Origin of the sequence: Blastochloris tepida (genome assembly GCF_003966715.1) — a bacterium.
Taxonomy (GTDB): domain Bacteria; phylum Pseudomonadota; class Alphaproteobacteria; order Rhizobiales; family Xanthobacteraceae; genus Blastochloris; species Blastochloris tepida.
Window position 1 is genome coordinate 3,501,747 of record NZ_AP018907.1, and the last position, 22,871, is coordinate 3,524,617.

Here is a 22,871-nt window from a genome sequence, read left to right on the forward strand (position 1 = left end):
GCCATCGGCGGATCACGCCTTCGGCTGATCCGCCCGACGCGTTACGGGTCGGCACCGCGCATCGTGTCCCTCAAGGCCCCTCACGCCCCGTTCGCCAGCTCCCCCGCCAGCGCCTTGTCGATCAGCGCCACGGTCTCGGGCAGGCCGTAGATCGCCACGAACGAGCCGAAGCGCGGCCCCTTCTCCTGGCCGAGCAAAAGGCGGTAGATGGCGGCGAACCATTCCTGCGACACGCCGGGGCGCTCCGGCGTCGCGCCCTTGGCCTTGAGGTCGTGGTAGCGCGGGATGGCGCGGCCGATGTCGTAGACCTGCACCTGGATGTCCTCGGCCGGGGTGCCCGGCGGCAGCGCCGCCAGCGCGGCCCGCAGCGCCTCCAGCGCCGCCCGCTCCACCTCGTCGGCGACGGCGAACTTCTTCGCCGGCTTCACGAAGTCGTGGTAGTAGCGCACCGCGTAGCCGACCAGCTCGTCGAGCTTGGGGTGGGTGGCCGGCCCCGAGCCCGGCGCGTAGCGCTGGATGAAGCCCCACAGCACCGCCTTGTCCTCGGCGTGCGACACGCTGGCCAGATTCAGCAGCATCGAGAACGAGATCGGCACGTCCATCTTCGGCGGAGTGCCGGAATGGATGTGCCACACCGGGTTGGCGAGCTTCGTCTTGTCGTCCTGGCCCGGATACTTGTCGAGGAAGGTCAGATAGTCGTCCACCGTCTTGGGGATGACGTCGAAATAGAGCCGTTTTGCCGCCTTCGGCTGCTGGAACATGTAGAGCGCCAGGCTCTCCGGGCTGGCATAGGTCAGCCACTCCTCAATGGTCAGGCCGTTGCCCTTGGACTTCGAGATCTTCTGGCCCTTCTCGTCGAGGAACAGCTCGTAATTGAACCCTTCCGGCGGCGTGCCGCCGAGCGCCCGGCAGATCTCGCCCGACAGCTTGACCGAGTCGATGAGGTCCTTGCCGGCCATCTCGTAGTCGATGCCGAACGCGGTCCAGCGCATCGCCCAGTCCGGCTTCCATTGCAGCTTGCAGTGGCCGCCGGTGACCGGCACCGTGACGCGTTCGCCCGTCTCGGGGTCGTCGTACGAGATGGTGCCGGCGGTCACGTCGCGCGCGACGATCGGCACCTGCAGCACCACATTGGTGCGCGGGCAGATCGGCAGGAACGGCGAATAGCTCTGCGCCCGCTCTTCGCGAAGCGAAGGCAGCATGATCGCCATCACCTGATCGAACCGCTCCAGCACGGTGAGCAGCGTCGCGTCGAAGCGGCCCGACGTGTAGCAGTCGGTGGCCGAGACGAACTCGTAGTCGAAGCCGAAGGCATCGAGGAACGCGCGCAGGCGCGCATTGTTGTGGGCGCCGAACGAGGGGTGGGTGCCGAACGGGTCGGGCACCTGGGTCAGCGGCTTGCCGAGCGCGGTCGCCACCAGCTCCTTGTTCGGGATGTTGTCCGGCACCTTGCGCAGGCCGTCCATGTCGTCGGAGAAGGCGATCAGCCGGGTCGGCACCCGGTCGTCGGTGAGCACGCGGAAGGCGTGGCGCACCATGGTGGTGCGCGCCACCTCGCCGAAGGTGCCGATGTGCGGCAGGCCCGAGGGGCCGTAGCCGGTCTCGAACAGCACGGCCTCGCCGTCTGTCTTCGGCCGCCGCTTCAGCCGCTCGACCACCTTGCGCGCCTCCTCGAACGGCCAGGCGGTGGCGGATTCGGCGAGCGCCTTCAGGGCGGCGGTGTCGATGGTCATGACAAATCTCGAATGATGGGGCGCGGCAGATAAACCGCGCTCTCCTTGAAGCGTCAATCAGGCCGGTGCCCGGGCGGGAACGCCGGAGCGGATGACCGCGCTCAGAAGAAGCCGATCGGGAAATAGCGGAGATAGAGGTCGGTATAGACCCCCCTCTCCCACAGCTTCTGCAGCGCCCAGTCGAAGGCGCGCCGCAGCGGCTCGTTGCCGGAGCGCACGGCAATGCCGACGCCCTCGCCGAAATAGCGGCTCTCCAGGAACGGCCCGCCGCGGAAGGCGCAGCAATTGGCCGAGTCGCTGCCATTGAGCCAGAACGCCAGCGCGATGCCGTCGCCGAACAGCAGATCGACCTGACGCGCCTTCAGCGCCTCCTTGGCGGCATCGAGCGTGGGGAAGGTCTTGAGGCTGGTCTCGGCGAAGAACGCCCGCAGATAGGCCTCGTGCGCCGTGCCGGCCACCACCGCCACCGCGCGGCCGGTGATGGTCTCCGGCCGGATGTCCTTGAGGTCGAAATCGCTGCGGGCGACGAAGCGCGCCGGCGAGCGGTAGTAGCGGTCGGTGAAATCGGCCCGCGCCCGGGTCTGCGGGGTGATGGCGATCGAGGCGATCACCGCGTCGCCGCGGTTCTCGTTCAGCGCATCGAGCAGCGTGTCGAAGCGGCGCATCTGCACCGTGCAGGCGACCTTCAGCTCCTCGCAGATGGCGCGGGCGAGATCGACATTGAAGCCGGTGGGATTTCCGTCCCCACCCTTGAAGTTGAACGGCGGATAGTCCTCCTCGGTGAGGAAGCGGATCAGCGCCAGACGCCCCAGCTCCGGCTTCTCCGGCCGGTGCTTGGGGTCCCAGAAGCTCGGCACGCGGACAGCGGGGTCCGCCGCAGCGGGCGGCGCCGCCGGCGCGGCCTGCACCGATGCCGCGAGCAGCGCCGCCGCAACCAGCCAGCCCGCGCGCATTCCTCGCATCGACATCGCGCCACGCGCTCCGCGTTTGTCCGCAGTTTTCATGGGCCGCACGCTTACAGACGATTGTGGCGGGCGCAAGCGGGCGGGGACGCGGTGTCGGCGGAAAATTCCAGGGCGTGGCCTCGGCAGGCGCGGCTGGCCGGCCTGCCGGTGGAGCTCGTGCCGATGATCGGCACGCTGCCACTCGCCACCCTGTTCGATGCCGCGGACCGCGCCGAGCGGATCGGCGTCGGCGGCGATGAGGTGCTGGTTGCCGCCGGCATCATCGGCCGCGAGGCCTATCTGCGCCGGCTCGCCGCCTGGCTCGGCCTGCAATTCGCGGCACTCGACGGCGAGGACGACCGCCCCGGCGACCTGATCCCGCCGCCGCAGGCGCTGGCGGCGGGGTTCGTGGCGCTCCGGCGCACGCCCTCGGGCCTTCTCATCGCCGCGGCGCCGCAGGGGCGGCGGATCCGCGACCTCGTGCAACTGGCGCGCACGCTGCCCGCCACCGGCAACACCCTCCACCTGACCTCGCCCGAGCGGCTTGAGGCGTATGTGCTGCGGCACGCCGGGCGGCGGCTGGCCGAGGCCGCGGCCTTCGACCTCAAGCGGCGGGCGCCGGACCTGTCGGCGGCGGTGCGCCGCGGGCGGCGCCATCTGCCGGCGGCGATCGGCGGCGGGATCATTCTTGCCGCGCTGCTGGCGGCGGGTGCGGCCGGCGCGGTGACGCAGATCGTGCTGTCGTTCGTCTTTCTCGGCTGGATCGCCCTGCGCGTCCTGGCGCTGATGCACGCCGACAACGCCCGCCCGCCGCGCCTCACCTGTCCCGACAGCGACCTGCCGCGCTACACCATCGTCGTGCCGCTCTACCGCGAGGCGCCGATGGTGGCGCCGCTGCTCGCCGCCCTCGGCGCCCTCGACTATCCGCGCGAGAAGCTCGACATCCTGCTGGTGATCGAGGCCGACGACGCCGAGACCCGGGCCGCGATCGAGAAGGCGGGGGCGGCGCCGCACGTCCGGGTGGTGGTGTCGCCGGCACCGGGCCCGCGCACCAAGCCCAAGGCGCTCAATGCCGCGCTGGCGTTCGCGCGCGGCGAGCATCTCGTGGTCTACGACGCCGAGGACCGGCCGGAGCCCGGCCAGTTGCGCCACGCCGTCGCGGCCTTCCGCGAAGGCGGGCCGGCGCTGGCCTGCGTGCAGGCGCGGCTCGCCATCGAGAATGCCCGCGACGGCTGGCTCACCCGTCTGTTTGCCGGCGAATATGCCGGCCAGTTCGACGTGCTGCTGCCGATGGTGACCGCCCATCACCTGCCACTGCCGCTCGGCGGCACCTCGAACCATTTCCGGGCCGACGTGCTGCGCCGGGTCGGCGGCTGGGATGCCTTCAACGTCACCGAGGACGCCGATCTCGGCATCCGTCTGGCGCGGTTCGGCTGGCAGACCGGGCTGATCGCCTCGACCACCTGGGAGGAGGCGCCGCGCCGCCTGCCGGCCTGGCTCCGGCAGCGCACCCGCTGGTTCAAGGGCTGGATGCAGACCTGGCTGGTGCACATGCGCCGGCCGCGCCGGCTGCTCGGCGAGCTGGGCCTCACCGGCTTTCTCGCCTTTCAGCTGATGATCGGCGGCAGCGTGCTGTCGGCGCTGGTGCATCCGCTGTTCGTGCTGGTGCTGGCGCTGCACGCGGCCGAAGGGTTCGCCACCGCCAGCGGGGGCGTCGGCGTCCTGCTCGCCGGGCTCACCGTCGCCACGCTGACGTTCGGCTATCTCACCTCGGCGGCGCTGGCGCTGGCCGGTCTGGGGCGGCGGCGGCTTCTGTCCATCGGCTGGGTGGCCGCCACCATGCCGGTCTATTGGCTGCTGCTGTCGGCCGCGGCGTGGCGGGCGGCGTGGCAGCTCGCCGTCGATCCGTTCCACTGGGAGAAGACCGAGCACGGCCTCGCGCTGACCTCGGTGCGGCAGGCCGGCGCGCCCGAAGATGAGCGCAAACGCGACGGGCGCCGGATCGGCGGCGACGTGTTGGCCGGAAAAGCCGGTTGAAGATCACGCCTGCGCGGCGGCCCGGCCGTTGCGGCCGGCCACGGACTCGACATTGCCGATGAACAGCTTCGCGCTCGCCTCCCAGCTGTGGGCCAAAGCGTAGTCGCGGCAGCGCTGGCGCGGGATGTCGAGTGCGGCGAGGCAGGCGCGCCGCAAATCCTCGTCGAGCACGCCGACCGGCGCGTCGCCGATGGCGTCGAGCGGGCCCGGCACCGGAAAGGCGGCGACCGGCGTCCCGGCCGCCAGCGCCTCCAGCATCACATTGCCGAACACGTCGGTGCGGCTCGGGAACACCAGCACGTCGGCGCAGGCATAGTGCGCCGCCAGCTCCTCGCCGTCCTTGGCGCCGACGAACCGCACCTCGGGATAGCGCCGCTCCAGCGCCGCGCGCGAGGGGCCGTCGCCCACCACCAGCTTCGAGCCCGGCAGATCGAGTTCGAGGAAGGCCTCGACGTTCTTCTCGACCGCGACGCGGCCGACATAGAGGAACACCGGCCGCTTCAGCCCGAGATCGACGCCGGGGCGCGGCCGGAACAGGTCGGCATCGACGCCGCGGGTCCAGCGCATGACATTGCGGAAGCCGCGCGCCCGCAGATCCTTCTCGAAGCTCGCCGTCACCACCATCACGCCCGCGCCGGCATTGTGGAACCAGCGCAGCGCGGCATAGGTGAGGCCCTGCGGCACCGGCGCGCGGGCAGCGATGTATTCGGGAAACTTGGTGAGATAGCTGGTGGTGAACGGCCGCCCCGCCTCCAGGCAGGCGCCGCGGGCGAGGAAGCCGAGCGGACCTTCGGTGGTGACGTGCACATGGTCGGCACCCGAGTCGCGGATGCGCCGCGCCACCGCCGACGGCCGCGCCAGCGACAGCGGAATTTCCGGATAGAAGGGCAGCGGAACCGTGGAGAATTCCTGCGGGGTCAGGAACTCGAAGGTGACGCCCAACCGGGCTGCGGCGGCGCTGGTCTGCTGGAGGGCCCGAACGACGCCGTTGCGCTGCGGTTGCCACGCATCCGTCGCAACCAGGATCTTCATCGGGCCGTCCCTCGCATCCGACTCGTCGGCTCCGGTGTGGCTGACGCCGATGCCGTGGTCAACCCGATGCGCGTGCGTCATTCAAGTCCGCAGGAACCGCAAGCCGGTGCACGGAACCCGTCAGACGTGCCCACGCGGATCGCCACCGTGCACGGGCCTCTTTCGCTGGTGCAGCAGCCTGTCCGCTTCGTTCGCCGGCAAACCAGCGAACGTCGCGGGCAGGACACTGGCCTTTGTTTTCCGTGGCCTGCTTGTCCGCTTCGCTCGCTGGCAATCCAGCGAACGAAGCGGGCAGGGCACTAGGCGGCCGCCCGCGCCGGCACCGCGGCCGCCTCGGTCTCGGCTTCCTCGTCCGGCTCGGCCGCCGCCGCCCGCGTCGTCCAGGTGATGATCTCGAAGCGGCCGTCGGCGTGCTCGGCCACCGCGGTGCAGCTTTCCACCCAGTCGCCGCAATTGATGTAGTGGGTGCCATGCTGGTCCGTGATGGCCGCATGGTGGATATGTCCGCAGATCACGCCGTCGACCTGATGGCGCTGGGCCTCGCCGGCCAGCGTCGCCTCGAAGTCGCCGATGTAGTTGACGGCGTTCTTGACCTTCAGCTTGGCCCACTGCGACAGCGACCAGTAATTGAGGCCGAACATGCGGCGCACGCGGTTGAGATAGGTGTTGACGCCGAGCGCGAAGACATAGGCCCAGTCGCCCAGGAAGGCGAGCCAGCGGGCGTGGCGCACCACCATGTCGAACACGTCGCCATGGATCACCAGATAGCGCCGGCCGTCGGCGGCCTCGTGGATCGCGGTCTCCTGCACCTCGATGCCGCCGAAATGCGTGCCGTAATAGTCGCGCAGGAACTCGTCGTGATTGCCCGGCAGATAGATGATGCGCGCGCCCTTGCGGCCCTTGCGCAGCAGCTTCTGCACCACGTCATTGTGCGCCTGCGGCCAGTACCAGCCGCTGCGCAGCCGCCAGCCGTCGATGATGTCGCCGACCAGATAGATGGTGTCGGCGTCGTGGTGGCGAATGAAATCGAGAAGCAGGTCCGCCTGGCATCCCTTCGTCCCGAGATGGACGTCGGAGATGAACAGCGACCGGAAGTGCCGCGCGTCTGCCATGGCGTCTCACGCACTCTGCGCCCCGTCGCCCGGGGCCTGATTTGCGGACACATAGCGTGACTCGCATCACGGATTTATGACGTTGCTGCGATGCAACGGTCAGTCGCTGTCATCACGATATGGAATTGCCGGCCCGAAACGTTGCATAGGCGCAACAGCTGCGGCCGAATTATCACGCATTCGCCGGCTCGAACTTGCACGCCCGGAATGGGCGACGCAAGATCGCCGGGCTCGCGGCACGGCCGCTCCCCAACGACTTGGTTCCCATCATGAAACTCTGCCGCCACGGTCCTCGCGGCCGCGAGAAGCCCGGTCTTGTCGCGCCCGACGGCACCATCCGCGATCTCTCCGGCGTCATGGAGGAATTGACGGGCGTGGCGGATCTCGCCGGCGCGGCGCTGGCGCCGCGCAACCTCGCCAAGCTGAAGAAGCTCAAGCCGGAGCAGCTGCCCAAGGTGTCGAGCCGCGCGCGCATCGGCGCCTGCGTCGGCGGCACCCGCAACTTCATCGGCGTCGGGCTGAACTATGCCGACCACGCCGCCGAGACGCATGCCGAGGTGCCGAAGGAGCCGATCCTGTTCAACAAGGCGCCCTCCTGCATCAACGGCCCCGACGACGACGTGATGATCCCGAAGGATTCCAAGAAGACCGACTGGGAGGTCGAGCTCGCCGTCGTCATCGGCACCAGGGCACGCTATGTCGACGAGAAGGACGCGCTGAAGTTCGTCGCCGGCTTCTGCATCTGCAACGACGTCTCCGAGCGCAGCTTCCAGACCGAGCGCTCGGGCCAGTGGATGAAGGGCAAGGGCTGCGAGACGTTCGGGCCGCTCGGGCCGTGGCTCGTCACCCCCGACGAGATCAAGGACGTGCAGAACCTCGACATGTGGCTCGACGTCAATGGCGAGCGCATGCAGACCGGCTCCACCCGCACCATGGTGTTCGGCGTGTCGACGCTGGTCTCCTATGTCAGCCAGTTCCTGGTGCTGGAGCCCGGCGACGTCATCACCACCGGCACGCCGCCCGGCGTCGGCATGGCCAAGAAGCCGCCGAAATATCTGCGCCCCGGCGACGTCATCACGCTCGGCGTCCAGGGGCTCGGCATGCAGTGCCAGAAGGTGGTGGCGTGCGCGTGAGGTGAGGGGCGCCGCCGGCCTGTCGCCTTCGGCGCTCGCCGGGGACGACCGCGTGCCAACGTCGCGGCGAAACTCACGCCGCCGCCTCGGCCTTCGTCTCCGCCGCCCCCGGATCGCCCACCCGGAACCACAGCGCCGCGAACGCCGGCAGGAACACCAGCGTCAGCACCGTCGCCATGGTCAGGCCGCCGATCATCGCGTAGGCCATCGGCCCCCAGAACACGTTGGTGGTGAGCGGGATGAAGGCCAGCACCGCCGCCAGCGCGGTGAGCACCACCGGCCGGGCGCGCCGCACCGTCGCCTCCAGGATCGCCTCGCTTATGCTGGAACCGTTCGCCAGATCCTGGTCGATCTGATCGACCAGGATCAACGTGTTGCGCATGATCATGCCGCCCAGCGCGATGACGCCGAGAATGGCGACGAAGCCGAACGGCTCGCGGGCGATCAGCAGCGCCGCCACCGCGCCGATCAGCCCGAGCGGGAAGGTGACGAACACCAGCACGGTGCGCGAGAAGCTCTGCACCTGGATCATGATCAGCACCAGCATGGTGACGACCATCAGCGGGAACACCGCGAACAACGCACCATTGGCGCGCACGCTCTCCTCATAGGCGCCGCCGGCCTCGATGCGCACGCCGGGCGGCAGCGGCTTCATCTCGGCCGGCAGCCGCTTGAGGAGATCGGCGGTGACGTCCGGCCCCTGCACACCGGGCGCGACGTCGGCGCGCACGGTGAGCACCATTTCGCGGTTGCGCTTCCAGATGATCGGGTCTTCCGCGCCATAGGCGACGCGCGCCACCTGGCTCACCGGAATCGCCCGGCCGTCGCGCGTCGCCACCACCAGATCGCCGATGCGGTCGAGCGCCATCCGGTCCTCGGGGGCGGCGCGCAGCATCACCGAAACCTGCCGCGTGCCGTCGCGCACCTGCGTCGCCTCATAGCCGGACAGCAGCATCTGCAGCGCCAGCGCCACGTCGCTGGTGTCGAGCCCGAGCAGCCGCGCGCGGTCCTGATCGACCTTGAGCTCGATGGTCTTGGCGCGCTCGCCCCACTCGAGATCGACGTCGCGGGTGCGGCGGTCGGCACGCATGACGTTGCGCAGATCCTCGGCGGTGCGGCGGATGTCAGCAAGCTCGGTGCCGGAGACGCGCAACTGCACCGGATAGCCGACCGGCGGGCCGAGCTCGAGCCGGCTGACGCGCAGCGTCGCCGCGCCCTCCGCCTGTCCGGCCTGCTGCAGCAGCTTGGCGTGCACGCGCTCGCGCGCCGCCTCGTCCCGGGTCTGGATCAGCACCAGCGCGTAGTTCGGATTGGGCAGCGTCGGATTGAAGGCGAGGAAGAAGCGCGGCGCGCCGGCACCGATGAAGGTGGTGTACCACGCGACATCCGGATCGTCGGCGATCAGCGCCTCGATCTTCTTCGCCTCGGCGTCGGCCAGCGCGAACGAGGCGCCCTCCGGCCCGCGCAGCTCGGCCAACAGCTCGGGGCGCGTCGAGGATGGGAAGAACTGCTGCGGCAACAGCTTCAAGCCGATGCCCGCGCCGACCAGCAGCAGCAGCGTCGCCGCCACCACCATGCGCTTGCGGCGCATCGCCAAGCGGATGATGCGGCGCAGCCGCTCGTAAGCCGGCGTGCGATAGATGGCGTGCTCGTCATGGCCGAACCGCTTCGCCTTCGCCTCCAGCGATTTCGGCAGCAGATGCAGGCCGAGGAACGGCGTGAAGATCACCGCCACGAACCAGGAGATGATCAGCGCGATCGCGATCACCTTGAAGATGCCGCCGGCATATTCGCCGGTCGAGGAGGCCGCCAAGCCCACCGGCAGGAAGCCGGCGGCCGTGACCAGCGTGCCGAACAGCATCGGGAACGCGGTCGACTCCCAGGCGAAGGTGGCGGCCTTCGCGCGCTCCCAGCCCTGCTCGATCTTCACCACCATCATCTCGATGGCGATGATGGCATCGTCGACCAAAAGGCCCAGCGACAGGATCAGCGCGCCGAGCGACACGCGCTGCAGGTCGATGCCGAGGGCGAGCATCGCGGTGAAGGTGCCGGCGAGCGTCAGCGGCACGGCAAGCGCGACGATGACGCCGGTCCGCAACCCCAGCGACAGAAACGACACGACGAGGACGATCGACACCGCGACGGCGAACTTGAACAGGAACTCGGAGATCGCCTCCTCGACCACCTCGGCCTGGTTGGTGACTTGGCTAAGCTCAAAGCCCACCGGCAGCTCGCGCCGCAGCGCTTCGGCCGCGACGGCGAGATGCTCGCCGAGCGCGATGACGTTGGCGCCCTTCTTCATCGCCACCGCGAGCCCCAGCGCCCGCTCGCCGGTCTTGCGCACGCGAAAGCTCGGCGGATCCTCAAGCCCCGCCGAGACCTCGGCGATGTCGCCCAGCCGGAAGGCGCGGCCGTTCGCCGCCACCGGCACGGCCTTCACGGCCTCGACGCCTTCCAGCGCGCCGGTGACGCGAAGCGTCACGCGCTCGCTTCTCGTGTCGTAGAAGCCGGCCGGCACCACCGCATTCTGGCGCGACAGCGCATCAACGATCGTCTGGGGGGTGAGGCCGAGCTGCGCCAGCTTGGCGTTGGAGATGTCGACGAAGATGCGCCGCGCCTGCTCGCCGATCAGCTCGACCTTCTCGACATCGGGCACGCGCAACAGGCCCATGCGCACGCGCTCGGCGGCCGCGACGAGATCGGCCTCCTTCGCCTCCGGCGCGGTGAGCGTGAACACCGCGATATAGACATCGGAATATTCGTCGTTGAAGGAGGGGCCGATCACGCCCGCCGGCAGGTCGCTTTTGATGTCGCCGACCTTCTTGCGCACCTGATACCACAGCTCGCCGACATCGGCGGGCGGCGTGTCGTCGCGCAGCACCACCTGCAGCGCCACGAATCCGGGGCGGGTGTAGGTCTTGACGTAATCGAGCCAAGGCAGCGTCTGCAGCCGCCGCTCGATCGGATCGGCGACCTGGCGGTTCATCTCGTCGGCGGTGGCGCCCGGCCACACCGCGGTGACCACCATCACCTTGACGGTGAAGCTCGGATCCTCGTTGCGGCCGAGCTTGGTGTAGGACCACGCGCCGGTCACCGCCAGCACGACGATGAAGAACAGCACCAGCGCCTGATGGCGCACCGCCCAGGCCGACAGGTTGAAGCGGGACATGCGGATCTCAGTTCAGCTCGGAGGTGCGGATCGGCATGGTGGCGTCGAGCCGGTGGACGCCGAGCACCACCACCTTGTCGCCCGGCTTGAGATCGCCGCGCACGGCGGCGCGCTCGGCCCCGAGCCGCGCGATCGACACCTCGCGCTCGACGAGACGGCCCTTGGCCTCGTCGGCCACCCACACCATCGCCTGATCGCCGCGCCACCACACGGCGGTCGACGCCACCTCAGCGATCGCCGGACCGCCCTGCGGCGTCGGCGCCGGGGTGACGGTCACCTGCGCGGTGATGCCGAGCGGCAGGCCGTCGCCGGCCGCGTCGAGCGCGAAGCGGGCGAGGAAGGTGCGGGTCACCGGGTCGGCCTCGGGCGACAGCTCGCGCAGCCGTGCGGTGACGGTGCGGCCCGGCATCGCCCAGAACGTCACCCTGGCCTCGCCCGTGCCCAGCGCCGGCAGGCGGCTTTCGGGCACCGCGACCACCGCCTCGCGGGCGGTGCCGGTGGCGAGCGTCAGGATGGCGTGGCCCTCGGCCACCACCTGCCCGGGCTCGGCCGAAACGCTCATCACCACGCCGTCGGCCTCGGCCTTCAGCTCGGTATAGGCCAGCCGGTTGGCGGCGATCTCGCGCTGGCTCGTCGCGGCGTCGAGCCGTTCGCGGGCGGCGCGGGCGGTGGTCACCGCCTGATCGAGCGCGGCCTGCGAGGCGTGGCCCTTGGCGGCAAGGTCGCGGGTGCGGGCTTCCTGGGCGGTGGCGCGCTCCATCTCGGCCTGGGCGGCGCGCACATCGGCCTCGGCGGCGCGCAGCGCCAGCCGGTAGTCCTCGGCTTCCAGGCGGGCCAGCACGGCGCCGGCCGCAACCCGCGCGCCGGAATCGACCAGCCGCTCGGCGATCTTGCCGGGCACGCGGAAGGCCATCGGCGTCTCGTGGCGGGCGCGCACCGTACCGGTGAGGGTGACGGCGGTTTCCAGCGGCACGAGCCGGACGGCCTCGACCCGAACGGTGCGCGGCGGCTCCGCCGTCTGCTTGGCCTTGCCGTCGGTGCAGCCGGCCGTCGCGAACGCAACACCAAGCGCGACGGCGGGCGCCAGCCAGAATTTCGGGTTCGCCGAGATCAGGGGCTTCGCAGGGATCAGGCGCGGCGGCATGACAGAGAGCCTCCCTCATCGAGCGGCCAGTTTATATGACAAGTGACGATTGTCAATAAACGTCACTTCTCATATATGGGACAGGTCGCGGCAGCCGCCGATACCGCGTTGACGCCCTTCCGGGCGCTCAGCAGAGTGTCGGCGAGACGGTTCCCGAAGGTCGGGTGCGCGAACGTGGCGTGCCGGGAGCCGGGTTTCTTCCCTCGCCCCTTGCGGGAGAGGGAAGAGGGGAGGGCGGTCAGCCGAAGACCGCAGGAGGAGGTTGGCGGTGGGCCGATCCGTTGCATCGCGTCACGACGACCAAAGCGCGCCGCTGCGCTCGGGCGGCGACACGCCCGAGGCGCGCGACACCCGCGCCCGCATCGTCGAGACCGCCGAGCGGCTGTTCCGGCTCTATGGCTACCAGAAGACCACGGTGGCCGACATCGCCCGCGAGCTCGGCATGTCGCCGGCCAATGTCTACCGCTTCTTCCCCTCCAAGGGCGCGATCAATGAGGAGGTGGCGGCAAGCCTCGTCAACCGCCTGCTCGTGACCGCCCGCGCCATCGCCGCCCGCCCGGAGCCGGCGACCGCCCGGCTCGCCAGCGTCGTGCGCACCGTCCACGTCCAGAGCTGCGCGCTGTTCCTCGACGACCGCAAGATGCACGACATGGTGGCGGTGGCGATGGATGAGAACTGGAGCGTGGTGCAGGACTATATCGATGCGTTCGTCGCCATCGTCGGCGCGATCCTGGCCGAGGGCGCGAGCCGCGGCGAGTTCGCCCCCGATGCCGCCGCCAGCGCCAAGCCGGCGTTCGGCGCCTTCGCGGCGTTCTTCCACCCGCAGCTCATCGAGCAGTGCCTGCGCGAGCGCGAGGAGGGCGACCTCGACCAGATGCTGCGGCTGGTGGTGCGGGGGCTCGGCGGCGATCCGGCGCGCATCCCGCCGGGGTGATACAGCTTCGTCGTCCCGGGCAAGCGGCGAAAGCCGCGCGACCCGGGACCGTAGACAAGAAGAAGCGCGAAATCCCCTCACGGTCCCGGCTCTCGCTGACGCTCGGCCGGGACGACGCGGAGGCCCCTTATACGGTTTCCGGTTGATCCCTTCGGGATACCGGAAACGGTCTCGCCGAAAATCCCTCGTTCGGTAACGGGATTTTCGGCGATCGGAATACGGCTCGAAGGCTTGATCAGCCGGAAACCGTATTATTCCATCACCGCCGCCTTGAGGATGCACACCATGGTGGCGTGGGCCGGCTCCGCCCCGGCATTGCGCACCACGTGGCGGCGGTCGCAGCGGTAGCGCAGCGTCTCGCCGGGGCCGGCGCGCTCGACGACGTCGCCGATCTCCACCTCCATCACGCCCGAGATCACCGACAGGCACTCGACCGAGCCGCGCTGGTGGCCGTCCGACTCCAGCACGCCGCCCGGCTCGGCGACGAGGTCGTACCACTGCAGCCATTCGACGGTCTTGATCCAGCCGATGATGGCGAGCCGCACCTTGCCGTCCTCGGACACCAGGAGCGGCGTGTCGCCCCGGCTCAGCGTCTCGATGAAGGGCTGCTCCTCGGAGGAGGCGAGGAAGCGCTCGATCGACACGTCGAGCGCCTGACTGAGGCGCCAGATGGTGGCGAGCGTCGGGTTGGTCTCGTTGCGCTCGATCTGGCTGATGATCGATTTCGCCACGCCGGACTGCTCGGCGAGGTCGGACAGCGACAGGTTATAGGCCTTGCGCAGGCGCTGGACGGTCTTGCCGAGCTGGCCGGTGAGCTGCTGCGCCCCCTCGTCAAGCCCCGTGCGGAAAGAACCCCGTCCCGGCATGTCTCATCCTCCGGCCCGGCCCAGACCACGCCACAGGACTAGCGGGCGGGGCGCGGCGGCGCAACCGAGGGCCTGATACGGTTTCCGGCTGATCAAGCCTTCGAGTCGTATTCCGATCGCCGAAAATCCCGTTATCGAACAAGGGGTTTTCGGCGAGATCGTTTCCGGTATCCCGAAGGGATCAACCGGAAACCGTATGACCGGCCGGAAACCGTATTACCACCACGCATGAAAATGGTGCGTCGGCCCGCGGCCGCGGCCGATGGTCAGCCGGTCGCCGGCGGCGATGGCCCTGGTCACATAGTCCTTGGCGGCCATGACCGCCGCGTCGAGCGCCAGCCCCTTGGCGAGGCCGGCGGCAATCGCCGACGACAGCGTGCAGCCGGTGCCGTGGGTGTTGGCGGTGGCGATGCGGGCCAGCGCCAGCCGCACGACGCTGTCCGGCCGGATCAGCAGGTCGACCGCATCGGGCCCGGCGAAATGGCCGCCCTTGATCAGCACCGCGCGCGGCCCCATCGCCAAAATCGCCTGACCCTGCGCCGCCATCGCCGCCTCGTCGGCCGCCACCGCCGTCTCAAGCAGGGCGGCTGCCTCGTGCAGATTGGGCGTCGCCACCAGCGCCCGCGGCAAGAGCTGGCTTTTCAACGCCTCGATCGCCTCGGGCGTGATCAGCTTATCGCCGGAGGTGGCGACCATCACCGGGTCGAGCACGACGTTTGCGGCCTGCCAGCGGTCGAGCCCGGCCGCCACCGCGGCGATGGTCTCCGGGCGCGACAGCATGCCGATTTTCACCGCGCCGACCGCAAGATCCGAGAATACGCTGTCGATCTGGGCGGTGACGAAGTCCGGCGGCACGTCGAAGATGCCCTGCACGCCCAGCGTATTCTGGGCGGTGAGCGCGGTGATGACGCTGGCGCCGAACACGCCGAGCGCCGATAACGTCTTCAGGTCCGCCTGGATGCCGGCGCCGCCGCCGGAATCCGAGCCCGCAATGGTGACGGCGATCGCGGTCATCGTGCCCCCCGCGCCTCTTCGACCGCCTTGTCGACCGCTTGGCGGATCGCCGCCACCGCGGCCGCCGGATCGGCGGCCTTCGCCACCGCCGAGATCACCGCCACGCCGTCGGCGCCGGCCCGGATGACATCGCCGGCATTGCCGGCGTCGATGCCGGCGATCGCCACGACCGGAAGACCGGCCTTGCGCGCCTTCAGGGCTGCGATGCGCAAGGCCAAGCCGGCAAGCCCCAGAGGCGGCTCGGGATTGTTCTTGCTGAGGGTGGCGAACACGCCGCCCACCGCCGCGTAATCGACCGCGCCCGGCGGCAGGGCCGCGACGTGTGCGGCGGTCTTGACGGTCTGGCCGATGATGGCGCGCGGGCCGAGCAGGCGGCGCGCCGTCGCCGGGTCCATGTCGTCCTGGCCGAGATGGACGCCGTCGGCGCCGGCCGCCATCGCCACGTCCACCCGGTCATTGACCAAGAGCGGCACTCCGAGCGGCGCCAGCGCCGCCGTCATCGCCCGGGCCAGCTCGATCGCCGGGCGAATGGCGCCGCGCTTGTCGCGAAGCTGGATCAGCGTCGCCCCGCTCTGCGCCGCGGCGCGCGCCAGCGCCACCGGCTCGTGGCCGAAGGTCTGGTCGGGGTCGATGAGAACGTAGACGGAAGGATCGAGCTTCATGCCGCAAGTCTCTTTGCCTCAAGTCTCATGCTGCGGCTTTCACTGCCGCAAATCTCAGGGCTTCACGTCGAGCGGGCCGGCGGTCCTGGCGCGGGTCGTCAGCGTATGGCGGTCGAGGAGATAGACGGCATCGATCAGTCGCGGCACGAAGGTGCCGGGGCCGCGCGCCCCGGCGGCCGCCACCTCGCCGGCAATGCCGAGCGCCAGCAGGCCGACGCCGGCCGCGACGAACGGATCGTCCTCCACCGCGAGGCAGGCGGCGATCAGCGCGGTGCCGGCGCAGCCGATCGCGGTCGCCCGCGCCATCAGCGGATGGCCATTGGCGATGGCGAGCCGCTTGGTGCCGTCGGTGACGATGTCGGTCGGCCCGGTCATCGCCAGCACGGTGAGATTGTCGAGGGCGAAGCGGTCGAACGCCGCCGATTCGACGTCCTCAATGTCCTGGCCGGTCAGGGCCGCCACCTCGGCGCGGTTGGCGCGCACCAGCTCCGGCTCGCGGGCCGCGAGATCGCGGGCGAACGCCGCCCGCGCCGCCGAGCGGTCGCAGAACACCGGGTCGAGCACCCAGGGGGTGCGGTTCTCGTCAGCCTCGTCGAGCGCGATCAGCGCCGCCTGCCGCCGTGCCGCGTCGAGCGTGCCGAGATTGACCAGCACGGCATCCGCGCCCGACACGAAGGCCGCGACCTCGTCGGCCGAGATGGTCAGCGACGGCACCGCGCCGATCGCCAGCAGCATGTTGGCGGTCAGCACCTGGGCGGCGGTGTTGGTGATGCAATGGACGCGCGGGGCGCGCTCGCGCACGCGGTCGAGAATGTCGGCGGCGGTGTCCGCCAGCGGCCGAGAACTCATGCGCGCCTTTCCGCCCGCATCGGACCGGCCGCGGGGCGGCGGTGCCCGGTCGTCATCCCGAAATCCCTCCGCCGGCAACGCCTCGTCGCGGGTGCGGCGGGCCGCGGCGGTTCGGCCGGCGGGGTTCCGCGCGGCCCCATAGTCCCTAGTGGTCCGATGGGGCGGGCGCAAGTCGACTCGGGCGCAAGTCGACCAAGGTGAAGGGCGGCCAGATCGGGCCTCGACCGAAGGGACTCCGAACAGGCGGGGTCGGGATTGCGCCGCTTGCGCTGGCGGGCCGGCTGTGGTGCTGTCGCGCAACTCGCTGGAGCCTTCCGATGATCCCGTTCTTCGTTCAGATCAAGTGCCACCTCGGCCGAGCCTATGACGTCGCCAACGCCCTCGCCGATGCCGAGATCGCCTCGGAGATCTATTCCACCGCCGGCGACTATGACCTGCTGGTGAAATTCTACGTCCCGGCCGGCACCGACATCGGCCACTTCGTCAATGAGAAGGTGCAGCTCATTCCGGGCATCCAGGACACCAAGACCATCATCACCTTCAAGGCGTTCACCGGCGCCCGCTGACTTCCGCCCGCCGGCTGCCGCAGACAAGCCTTGCGCCCCGCAAGGTCTCGGGCCGGGAGCGGCCGCCCGGCAAAGACCTGCGACGCAGGCTGCGGCATCGCTGTCGTAAAAATGACGTCCAACTGTCTTGCGGGTGACGTATTCGCTCTCCATATTGGCATCATCGGCGGCGCATTAAGTTGCGACGCTGGTGTACGGCCACGCTGAGGGCAGATGACGCCGGATGTACGCGCATCAGCCTTAGCGTTGGCCGTTTTCATTTGTGAGGGTTGAGGGGTTTCGCCTCGTTTGGCCGGGTCATCCCGGCCATTCGCGTCTTTGGGCGCCGAGAACTTGCCCTCGGACGCTTCGGCGCCCACTTCTCCATCGACACCGATGGAGACCGCGTTGACCAATCCTGACCTCTCCGATCCCGACCACTCCGAGTCCGCCCCGGCGCCGAACCCGCTCATCGCCGCGTGGTCCACGCCGTTCGGCGTGCCGCCGTTCGCCGAGATTCGCCCCGAGCATTTCCCGCCGGCCTTCGAGGCCGCGCTCGAAGCCCACCGCGCCGAGATCGAATCGCTCGCCGCCGATCCCGCGCCGCCCAGCTTCGAGACCACGCTGCTCGGCCTGGAGACCAGCGGCCGGCTGCTCACCCGCGTCGCCCAGGTGTTCTTCAATCTGTGCGGCGCCGACACCAATCCGGCGCTGCAGGCGATCGAGCGCGACATCGCGCCGAGGCTCGCCGCCCATCATGCCGCGATCTTCACCGACGCCCGGCTGTTTCAGCGCATCGACGCGCTGGAGGCCGGCAAGGACCGGCTGGATGCGGAAGCCCAGCGCCTGCTGCAGCGCACCCGCCTCGCCTTCATCCGCGCCGGCGCAAGGCTCGACCCCGCCGGCAAGGCCCGCATGGCCGAAATCGTCGAGCGGTTGGCGACGCTCGGCACCCAATTCGCCCAGAACCTGCTGGCCGACGAGGCGGCCTGGACGCTGGTGCTGGACACCGAGGACGACCGCGCCGGCCTGCCCGATTTCGTGATCGACGCAGCATTGCGGGCCGGGGCAGAGCGCGGCCATCCCGGCAAGGCGGTGATCACGCTGTCGCGCTCCTCGATCGAGCCGTTCCTCACCTTCTCCGCCCGCCGCGATTTGCGCCGGCAGGCTTATGAGGCCTGGACCCGCCGCGGCGAAATGGGCGGCGCGACCGACAACCGCGCGCTGATCGCCGAGATGGTGGCGCTGCGGCTGGAGCGGGCGCGCCTGCTCGGCTACCCGACCTTCGCCGCCTACAAGCTCGACGACACCATGGCCAAGACTCCCGAAGCCGTGCGCGGCCTGCTGGAGGAGGTGTGGGCGCCGGCCAAGGCGCGGGCGCTGCGCGAGCTCTGCGACCTGCAGCGCCTCGCCGAGCAGGAGGGCTTCAACGGCACCATCGCCGGCTGGGACTGGCGGCACTACGCCGAGAAGCTGCGCAAGGCCCGCTTCGACCTCGATGAGGCGGCAACCAAGCCCTACCTGCCGCTCGATCAGGTGATCGCGGCGGCCTTCGACACCGCCTCCCGCCTGTTCGGCCTCGTCTTCACCGAGCGGACCGACGTGCCGGTCTATCACCCCGACGTGCGCGCCTTCGAGGTCAGCCGGGATGGCCGGCATGTGGCGCTGTTCCTCGGCGACTATTTCGCACGGCCCTCGAAGCGCTCGGGCGCCTGGATGTCGAGCTTCCGCACGCAGGAAAAGCTGGCCGGCGACATTCGCCCGATCATCGTCAATGTGATGAACTTCGCCAAGGGCGAGCCGGCGCTGCTGTCCTTCGACGACGCCCGCACGCTGTTCCACGAGTTCGGCCACGCCCTGCACGGCATGCTGTCGGACGTGACCTATCCCAGCCTCGCCGGCACCGACGTCGCCACCGATTTCGTCGAGCTGCCCTCGCAGCTCTACGAGCACTGGCTGTCGCGGCCGGAGGTGCTGGGAAGGTTCGCCCGCCATCACGCGACCGGCCAGCCGATGCCCGAGGAGATGATCGCCCGCATCAAGGCGGCGCAGACCTTCAACCAGGGCTACGCCACCGTGGAATACGTCGCTTCCGCACTGGTCGACCTCGCCTTCCACGAGATGGCCGACACCTCAAACCTCGATCCGCTCGCCTTCGAGGCGAAGGAGCTCGCCCGCATCGGCATGCCGGCGGAGATCTCCATGCGCCACCGCACGCCGCACTTCGCCCATGTGTTCGCGGGCGACGGCTATTCGGCCGGCTACTATTCCTATCTGTGGAGCGAGGTGCTGGACGCCGACGCGTTCGCGGCGTTCGAGGAGACCGGCAACGTGTTCGACCCGGCCACCGCTGAGCGGCTCTCCCGCTTCATCTACGCCGCCGGCAACCGGCGCGACCCGGCCGAGGCCTATATCGCCTTCCGCGGCCGGCTGCCGACCACCGCGGCGCTGCTGAAGAAACGCGGGCTGGCCGACGCGGCGTGATGGAAGATCGTCGTCCCGGGCAAGCGCGCACAGCGCGCGGGACCCGGGACCGCGAGCCGAGCGAGGCGATCCACACTGACGACGGTCCCGGGTCCTCGCTCCGCTCGGCCCGGGACGACGAGGCGGCCTGAGGCCCCACTTCAACAGCGGAATTTCGTAAGCTACTGGCCTGACGTAATTTTTGGCGAAATTCGAGGCGGCGTGGCACTACGCCTCGGGCGGCCGCGGCGTTTCAGGGCCGGTTTCGGCGCCGGCTCGGGGTCCGGCGGTTTAGCCTGTCGCGCCCGGGGCGGCAGCGCGATGCGGACACGCCGGAAGAGATCGCTCACCGCCGGTGTCGCGTCGGTGCGCACCAGCCAATCGACCTCGCGGTGACGGAGCCGGACCTGTTGGAGCCGGTCGAGTTCGCGCAGCAGCGCCGCCCATTCCAAAACCCCGTCGTTGTAGAGTTCGTCGAGTTCCGCGCGCATCAACAGCGCCAGGAACGAGCAGAACACGTGGCCCCGGATTGCCGCGTCGGAGGAATGGAAGATCGGCCGGGTGCGCATCACCGCCTTGGCGCGCAGGAACTGTTCCTCGACCTGGAGCAGATCACGATAGCGCAGCACCGCCTGCAGCGGGGTGATCCTGGCGTTGGTGCGCAGCACGAAGATGCCGTCGAAGCGAGCCTCCTCGGCGAGCTTGCCGGGGTCGATCTCGAAGGCCGGCTGACCTTCGGCCTTTTTCGATTTGCGCAGGAAGCGCCGGTACGCCGAGTTGCCGATCAGCGTCTTGTCGCCCTTCTTCAGCTGCGCTTCGAGCCCGGCCACGATCGCTTGGCGATCGGCACGGTCCTTCTCGGCCTCCGCCTCGTTGCGGCATACGATGTACCGAATGCCGGCAACGGTGACCTCCTTGACGAACAACTGGGTCTCGCCGCGCTGGCGTTCGATCAGCAGCGGCACGAAGGGGCGCTCGTCGGCCAGCACCACCGTCTTCACGACGGTGTCGGTGCGCTCGCGGGCGCCGAGGATGTATTCGAGCTTGCGCTCCTCGAGCCCGGCGATGGTCGAAGCCGAGATCATGCCACGGTCGGCGACCACGCACACCCGGCCAATGCGGAAGCGGCCGCGCAGCCGGTCCACCACCGGCAGCAGCGTCGTGACGTCGGCGGTGTTGCCCGGCCACATCTCCGTACAGATTGGCCAGCCGGCACCATCGACCACCAGGGCCAGGATCATCTGGTTGAGGTCGGGCCGGTAATCCTTCGAATAGCCGCGCTCGCCGAGCGTCTCGCCGCCCTCGCCGTAGAACGACAGGCTGGTGGTGTCCATGAACACCACCGACAGGTCGGAGAACAGGTCACGGCGGCGCGCGAACAGCCGTTCCTCGATCTCATCCTTGACACACCTCGGCGCGAGCTCGCCCTCAGCAGCCTTCGCGACCTCCTCGCCGAGCCAGGCCATCGCCCGGTAGAAGTGATGGAGGTCGAGCCCGTCGGTGCCGGGGATGTCGTAGTCGGCCATCCAGGATGCGCAATCGCGGTCGGAGCCGGACACGAACAGCCGGTGCAGGGTAGCGGCGAACACCGCGCGCTCGACCGCGAACTCGAAGGCCCGCTCCTTCAGGAGATCCTCAAGGACGGCGTCGATGCCGAGGCGCTGCCAGACCCGCCCGAACACCAATGGGCCGCCGATGCGTTTGGCGCCGGCCGAGAGCTGGCCCTCAGTGTCCTCGTCGAGCGCTCGCAGCAGCAGGACTTGGTCGGTGAACTTCGCCCCCGACGCCAGGAGCGAGGCCAGGGCACCGGAGGTGGCGAGGTCGTCGACGCGGCCGAGGGTGGCGATGACGGACTGGCGGACGGCGCCGTCGACGCGCTTGCTCTCAACGATCTGGACGTAGGCGCGTCCGCCGGAGCCTTTGAGACGGAAGAACATGGCGGCCTCCGAGGCTGACACTACGGGATCAGACTCGGAGCCATCAATCAAGCTATTTCTAGCGTTCGGCGTGGCACTACGTTTTGCGAAATCGCCGACTCCGCCCCAGCAAAATCAACGGCTTATGACGAAATCGGCCGTTTCACTGTTCAACTCGGGTGAGGAGAAGCGGATCACTCCGTCTCCGGCCGGGCGCGCAGGCGCTTGACCGTGCCGGATTTCGCCTTGGCTTCCAGGCGCCGCTTGACCGAGCCGGCGGTGGGCCGCGTCGCCCGCCGCCGCTTGGGCTCCACCGCCGCCTGCCGGATCAGCTCGACCAGCCGGGCCAGCGCGTCGGCGCGGTTGGCCTCCTGGGTGCGGAAGCGCTGGGCGTTCAGCACCACCACGCCGTCCTTGGTGGCGCGCCGGCCGGCGAGCCGCAGCAGCCTTGTGATCACCGGCGCCGGCAGCGACGGCGAGCGCAGCGCATCGAAGCGCAGCTCGACCGCGGTCGCCACCTTGTTGACGTTCTGGCCACCCGGCCCGGCCGCCCGCACGAAGCTCTCCTCGATCTCGCGCGGATCGAGCGAAATGGTGGGGGTGACCGGGATCATCGGCGCAAAGATCGATCGCAATCGGGGTCAGTCGAGGAACGGGTTGGTCGCGCGCTCCTCGCCGATGCTGGTGGCCGGGCCGTGGCCGGGCAGGCAGACGAGATCGTCGCCGAGCGCGAACAGCTTGGTCTTGATGCCGGCGATCAGCTGGGCGTGGTCGCCATAGGGGAAGTCGGTGCGGCCGATCGAGCCGCGGAACAGCACGTCGCCGACCAGCGCGAAACCGTCCCTGGCATCGACCAGCACCACGCTGCCCGGGCTGTGGCCCGGCACGTGCAGGACGTCGAACACCAATTCGCCGACGCTGACGGTGTCGCCGTCCTCGAGATAGCGGTTCGGCGTCACCGGCCGGGCGCCGGTGAGCCCGTACATGTTGCCCTGGGTGGTGAGGGCGTCGAGCAGGAACTGGTCGGCCTGATGCGGCCCCTCCACCGGCACGCCGAGGGATTCGGCCAGCTCGGCGGCGCCGCCGGCATGGTCGATATGGCCGTGGGTGAGCAGGATCTTGTCCACCGTGACGCCAAGCTCGGCCAGCGCCTCGCGGATGGTGTCGAGATCGCCGCCGGGATCGACCACGGCGGCGCGGCCGGTCGCGGTACACATCACGATCGAGCAGTTCTGCTCGAACGGCGTCACCGGCACCACCGCAACCTTGAGGGCGGGCGTCGAGTCGGAGGAGGTCATCGGGCGCCTTTCTGCGACGG

The 22,871-nt window shown here is 69.7% G+C and carries 17 protein-coding genes and 1 pseudogene; 5 read left to right on the top strand and 13 right to left on the bottom strand.

Translation table 11 applies throughout. The features are described 5' to 3' along the window. Window positions 1-80: 80 nt before the first annotated feature. A complete protein-coding gene (locus tag BLTE_RS15845) occupies window positions 81-1,733 on the bottom strand; it encodes a lysine--tRNA ligase (protein WP_126401598.1) in 1,653 nt (550 codons plus the stop codon). Window positions 1,734-1,834: 101 nt separating this feature from the next. Beyond that, complete coding sequence (locus BLTE_RS15850; protein ID WP_126402253.1) at window positions 1,835-2,695, bottom strand: transporter substrate-binding domain-containing protein; 861 nt, start codon at window positions 2,693-2,695, stop codon at window positions 1,835-1,837. A gap of 93 nt (window positions 2,696-2,788) precedes the next feature. Here BLTE_RS15850 and BLTE_RS15855 point away from each other — a divergent pair, with 93 nt between their 5' ends. Next, window positions 2,789-4,714 (top strand): glycosyltransferase, encoded by a 1,926-nt coding sequence (locus BLTE_RS15855; protein WP_126401599.1) that lies wholly within the window; start codon window positions 2,789-2,791, stop codon window positions 4,712-4,714. A gap of 3 nt (window positions 4,715-4,717) precedes the next feature. Here the strand turns inward: BLTE_RS15855 and BLTE_RS15860 are convergent, their stop codons facing one another. Together BLTE_RS15860 and BLTE_RS15865 are read right to left on the bottom strand one after the other, a co-directional pair. Next, window positions 4,718-5,746 carry a glycosyltransferase family 4 protein gene (locus BLTE_RS15860; protein WP_126401600.1) on the bottom strand — a complete coding sequence of 343 codons (1,029 nt, stop codon included), beginning with the start codon at window positions 5,744-5,746 and terminating at the stop codon, window positions 4,718-4,720. A 299-nt stretch (window positions 5,747-6,045) separates the two neighbouring features. Beyond that, complete coding sequence (locus BLTE_RS15865; protein ID WP_126401601.1) at window positions 6,046-6,858, bottom strand: UDP-2,3-diacylglucosamine diphosphatase; 813 nt, start codon at window positions 6,856-6,858, stop codon at window positions 6,046-6,048. Window positions 6,859-7,127: 269 nt separating this feature from the next. On the opposite strand from BLTE_RS15865, the gene BLTE_RS15870 reads away from it, so the two are divergent. Next, window positions 7,128-7,991: a fumarylacetoacetate hydrolase family protein gene (locus BLTE_RS15870; RefSeq protein ID WP_126401602.1), complete on the top strand. Its 864-nt coding sequence runs from the start codon at window positions 7,128-7,130 to the stop codon at window positions 7,989-7,991. A gap of 73 nt (window positions 7,992-8,064) precedes the next feature. On the opposite strand, the gene BLTE_RS15875 is transcribed toward BLTE_RS15870, so the two are convergent. Continuing rightward, window positions 8,065-11,160, bottom strand: coding sequence for an efflux RND transporter permease subunit (locus BLTE_RS15875; protein WP_126401603.1), 3,096 nt, complete (start codon window positions 11,158-11,160; stop codon window positions 8,065-8,067). A 7-nt stretch (window positions 11,161-11,167) separates the two neighbouring features. Then, the gene (locus BLTE_RS15880) at window positions 11,168-12,304 is read right to left on the bottom strand and encodes an efflux RND transporter periplasmic adaptor subunit (RefSeq protein ID WP_126401604.1); all 1,137 of its coding nucleotides are present in this window, start codon (window positions 12,302-12,304) and stop codon (window positions 11,168-11,170) included. A gap of 268 nt (window positions 12,305-12,572) precedes the next feature. Here BLTE_RS15880 and BLTE_RS15885 point away from each other — a divergent pair, with 268 nt between their 5' ends. Next, on the top strand, window positions 12,573-13,238 hold the full coding sequence (locus BLTE_RS15885) for a TetR/AcrR family transcriptional regulator (protein WP_160140647.1): 666 nt from the start codon (window positions 12,573-12,575) through the stop codon (window positions 13,236-13,238). Window positions 13,239-13,489: 251 nt separating this feature from the next. On the opposite strand, the gene BLTE_RS15890 is transcribed toward BLTE_RS15885, so the two are convergent. From BLTE_RS15890 to thiM, 4 genes are all read right to left on the bottom strand, one after another. After that, the gene (locus tag BLTE_RS15890; protein ID WP_126401606.1) at window positions 13,490-14,104 is read right to left on the bottom strand and encodes a helix-turn-helix domain-containing protein; all 615 of its coding nucleotides are present in this window, start codon (window positions 14,102-14,104) and stop codon (window positions 13,490-13,492) included. Between the two features lie 216 nt (window positions 14,105-14,320). After that, window positions 14,321-15,118, bottom strand: coding sequence for a bifunctional hydroxymethylpyrimidine kinase/phosphomethylpyrimidine kinase (gene thiD, locus BLTE_RS15895; RefSeq protein ID WP_126401607.1), 798 nt, complete (start codon window positions 15,116-15,118; stop codon window positions 14,321-14,323). Next, window positions 15,115-15,780, bottom strand: a complete 666-nt coding sequence (thiE, locus tag BLTE_RS15900) for a thiamine phosphate synthase (protein WP_126401608.1) — start codon at window positions 15,778-15,780, stop codon at window positions 15,115-15,117. Before thiE ends, thiD begins: the two co-directional genes overlap by 4 nt. Window positions 15,781-15,834: 54 nt before the next feature. Further along, a complete protein-coding gene (gene thiM / locus BLTE_RS15905) occupies window positions 15,835-16,629 on the bottom strand; it encodes a hydroxyethylthiazole kinase (RefSeq protein WP_126401609.1) in 795 nt (264 codons plus the stop codon). A gap of 317 nt (window positions 16,630-16,946) precedes the next feature. On the opposite strand from thiM, the gene BLTE_RS15910 reads away from it, so the two are divergent. Then, window positions 16,947-17,195 (top strand): Lrp/AsnC ligand binding domain-containing protein, encoded by a 249-nt coding sequence (locus BLTE_RS15910; RefSeq protein ID WP_126401610.1) that lies wholly within the window; start codon window positions 16,947-16,949, stop codon window positions 17,193-17,195. A 375-nt stretch (window positions 17,196-17,570) separates the two neighbouring features. Next, entirely contained in the window at window positions 17,571-19,658 is a 2,088-nt protein-coding gene (locus tag BLTE_RS15915; protein ID WP_126401611.1) for a M3 family metallopeptidase, read from the top strand. A 290-nt stretch (window positions 19,659-19,948) separates the two neighbouring features. Here the strand turns inward: BLTE_RS15915 and BLTE_RS15920 are convergent. The 3 genes and pseudogenes from BLTE_RS15920 to BLTE_RS15930 all read right to left on the bottom strand — a co-directional run. After that, window positions 19,949-21,574 (bottom strand): annotated as a pseudogene (locus BLTE_RS15920) (IS1634 family transposase); the annotation flags it as partial. 173 nt (window positions 21,575-21,747) lie between these two features. Beyond that, entirely contained in the window at window positions 21,748-22,167 is a 420-nt protein-coding gene (gene arfB / locus BLTE_RS15925) for an alternative ribosome rescue aminoacyl-tRNA hydrolase ArfB (RefSeq protein ID WP_126401612.1), read from the bottom strand. A 27-nt stretch (window positions 22,168-22,194) separates the two neighbouring features. After that, a complete protein-coding gene (locus BLTE_RS15930) occupies window positions 22,195-22,851 on the bottom strand; it encodes an MBL fold metallo-hydrolase (RefSeq protein WP_126401613.1) in 657 nt (218 codons plus the stop codon). Between the last annotated feature and the right edge of the window lie 20 nt (window positions 22,852-22,871).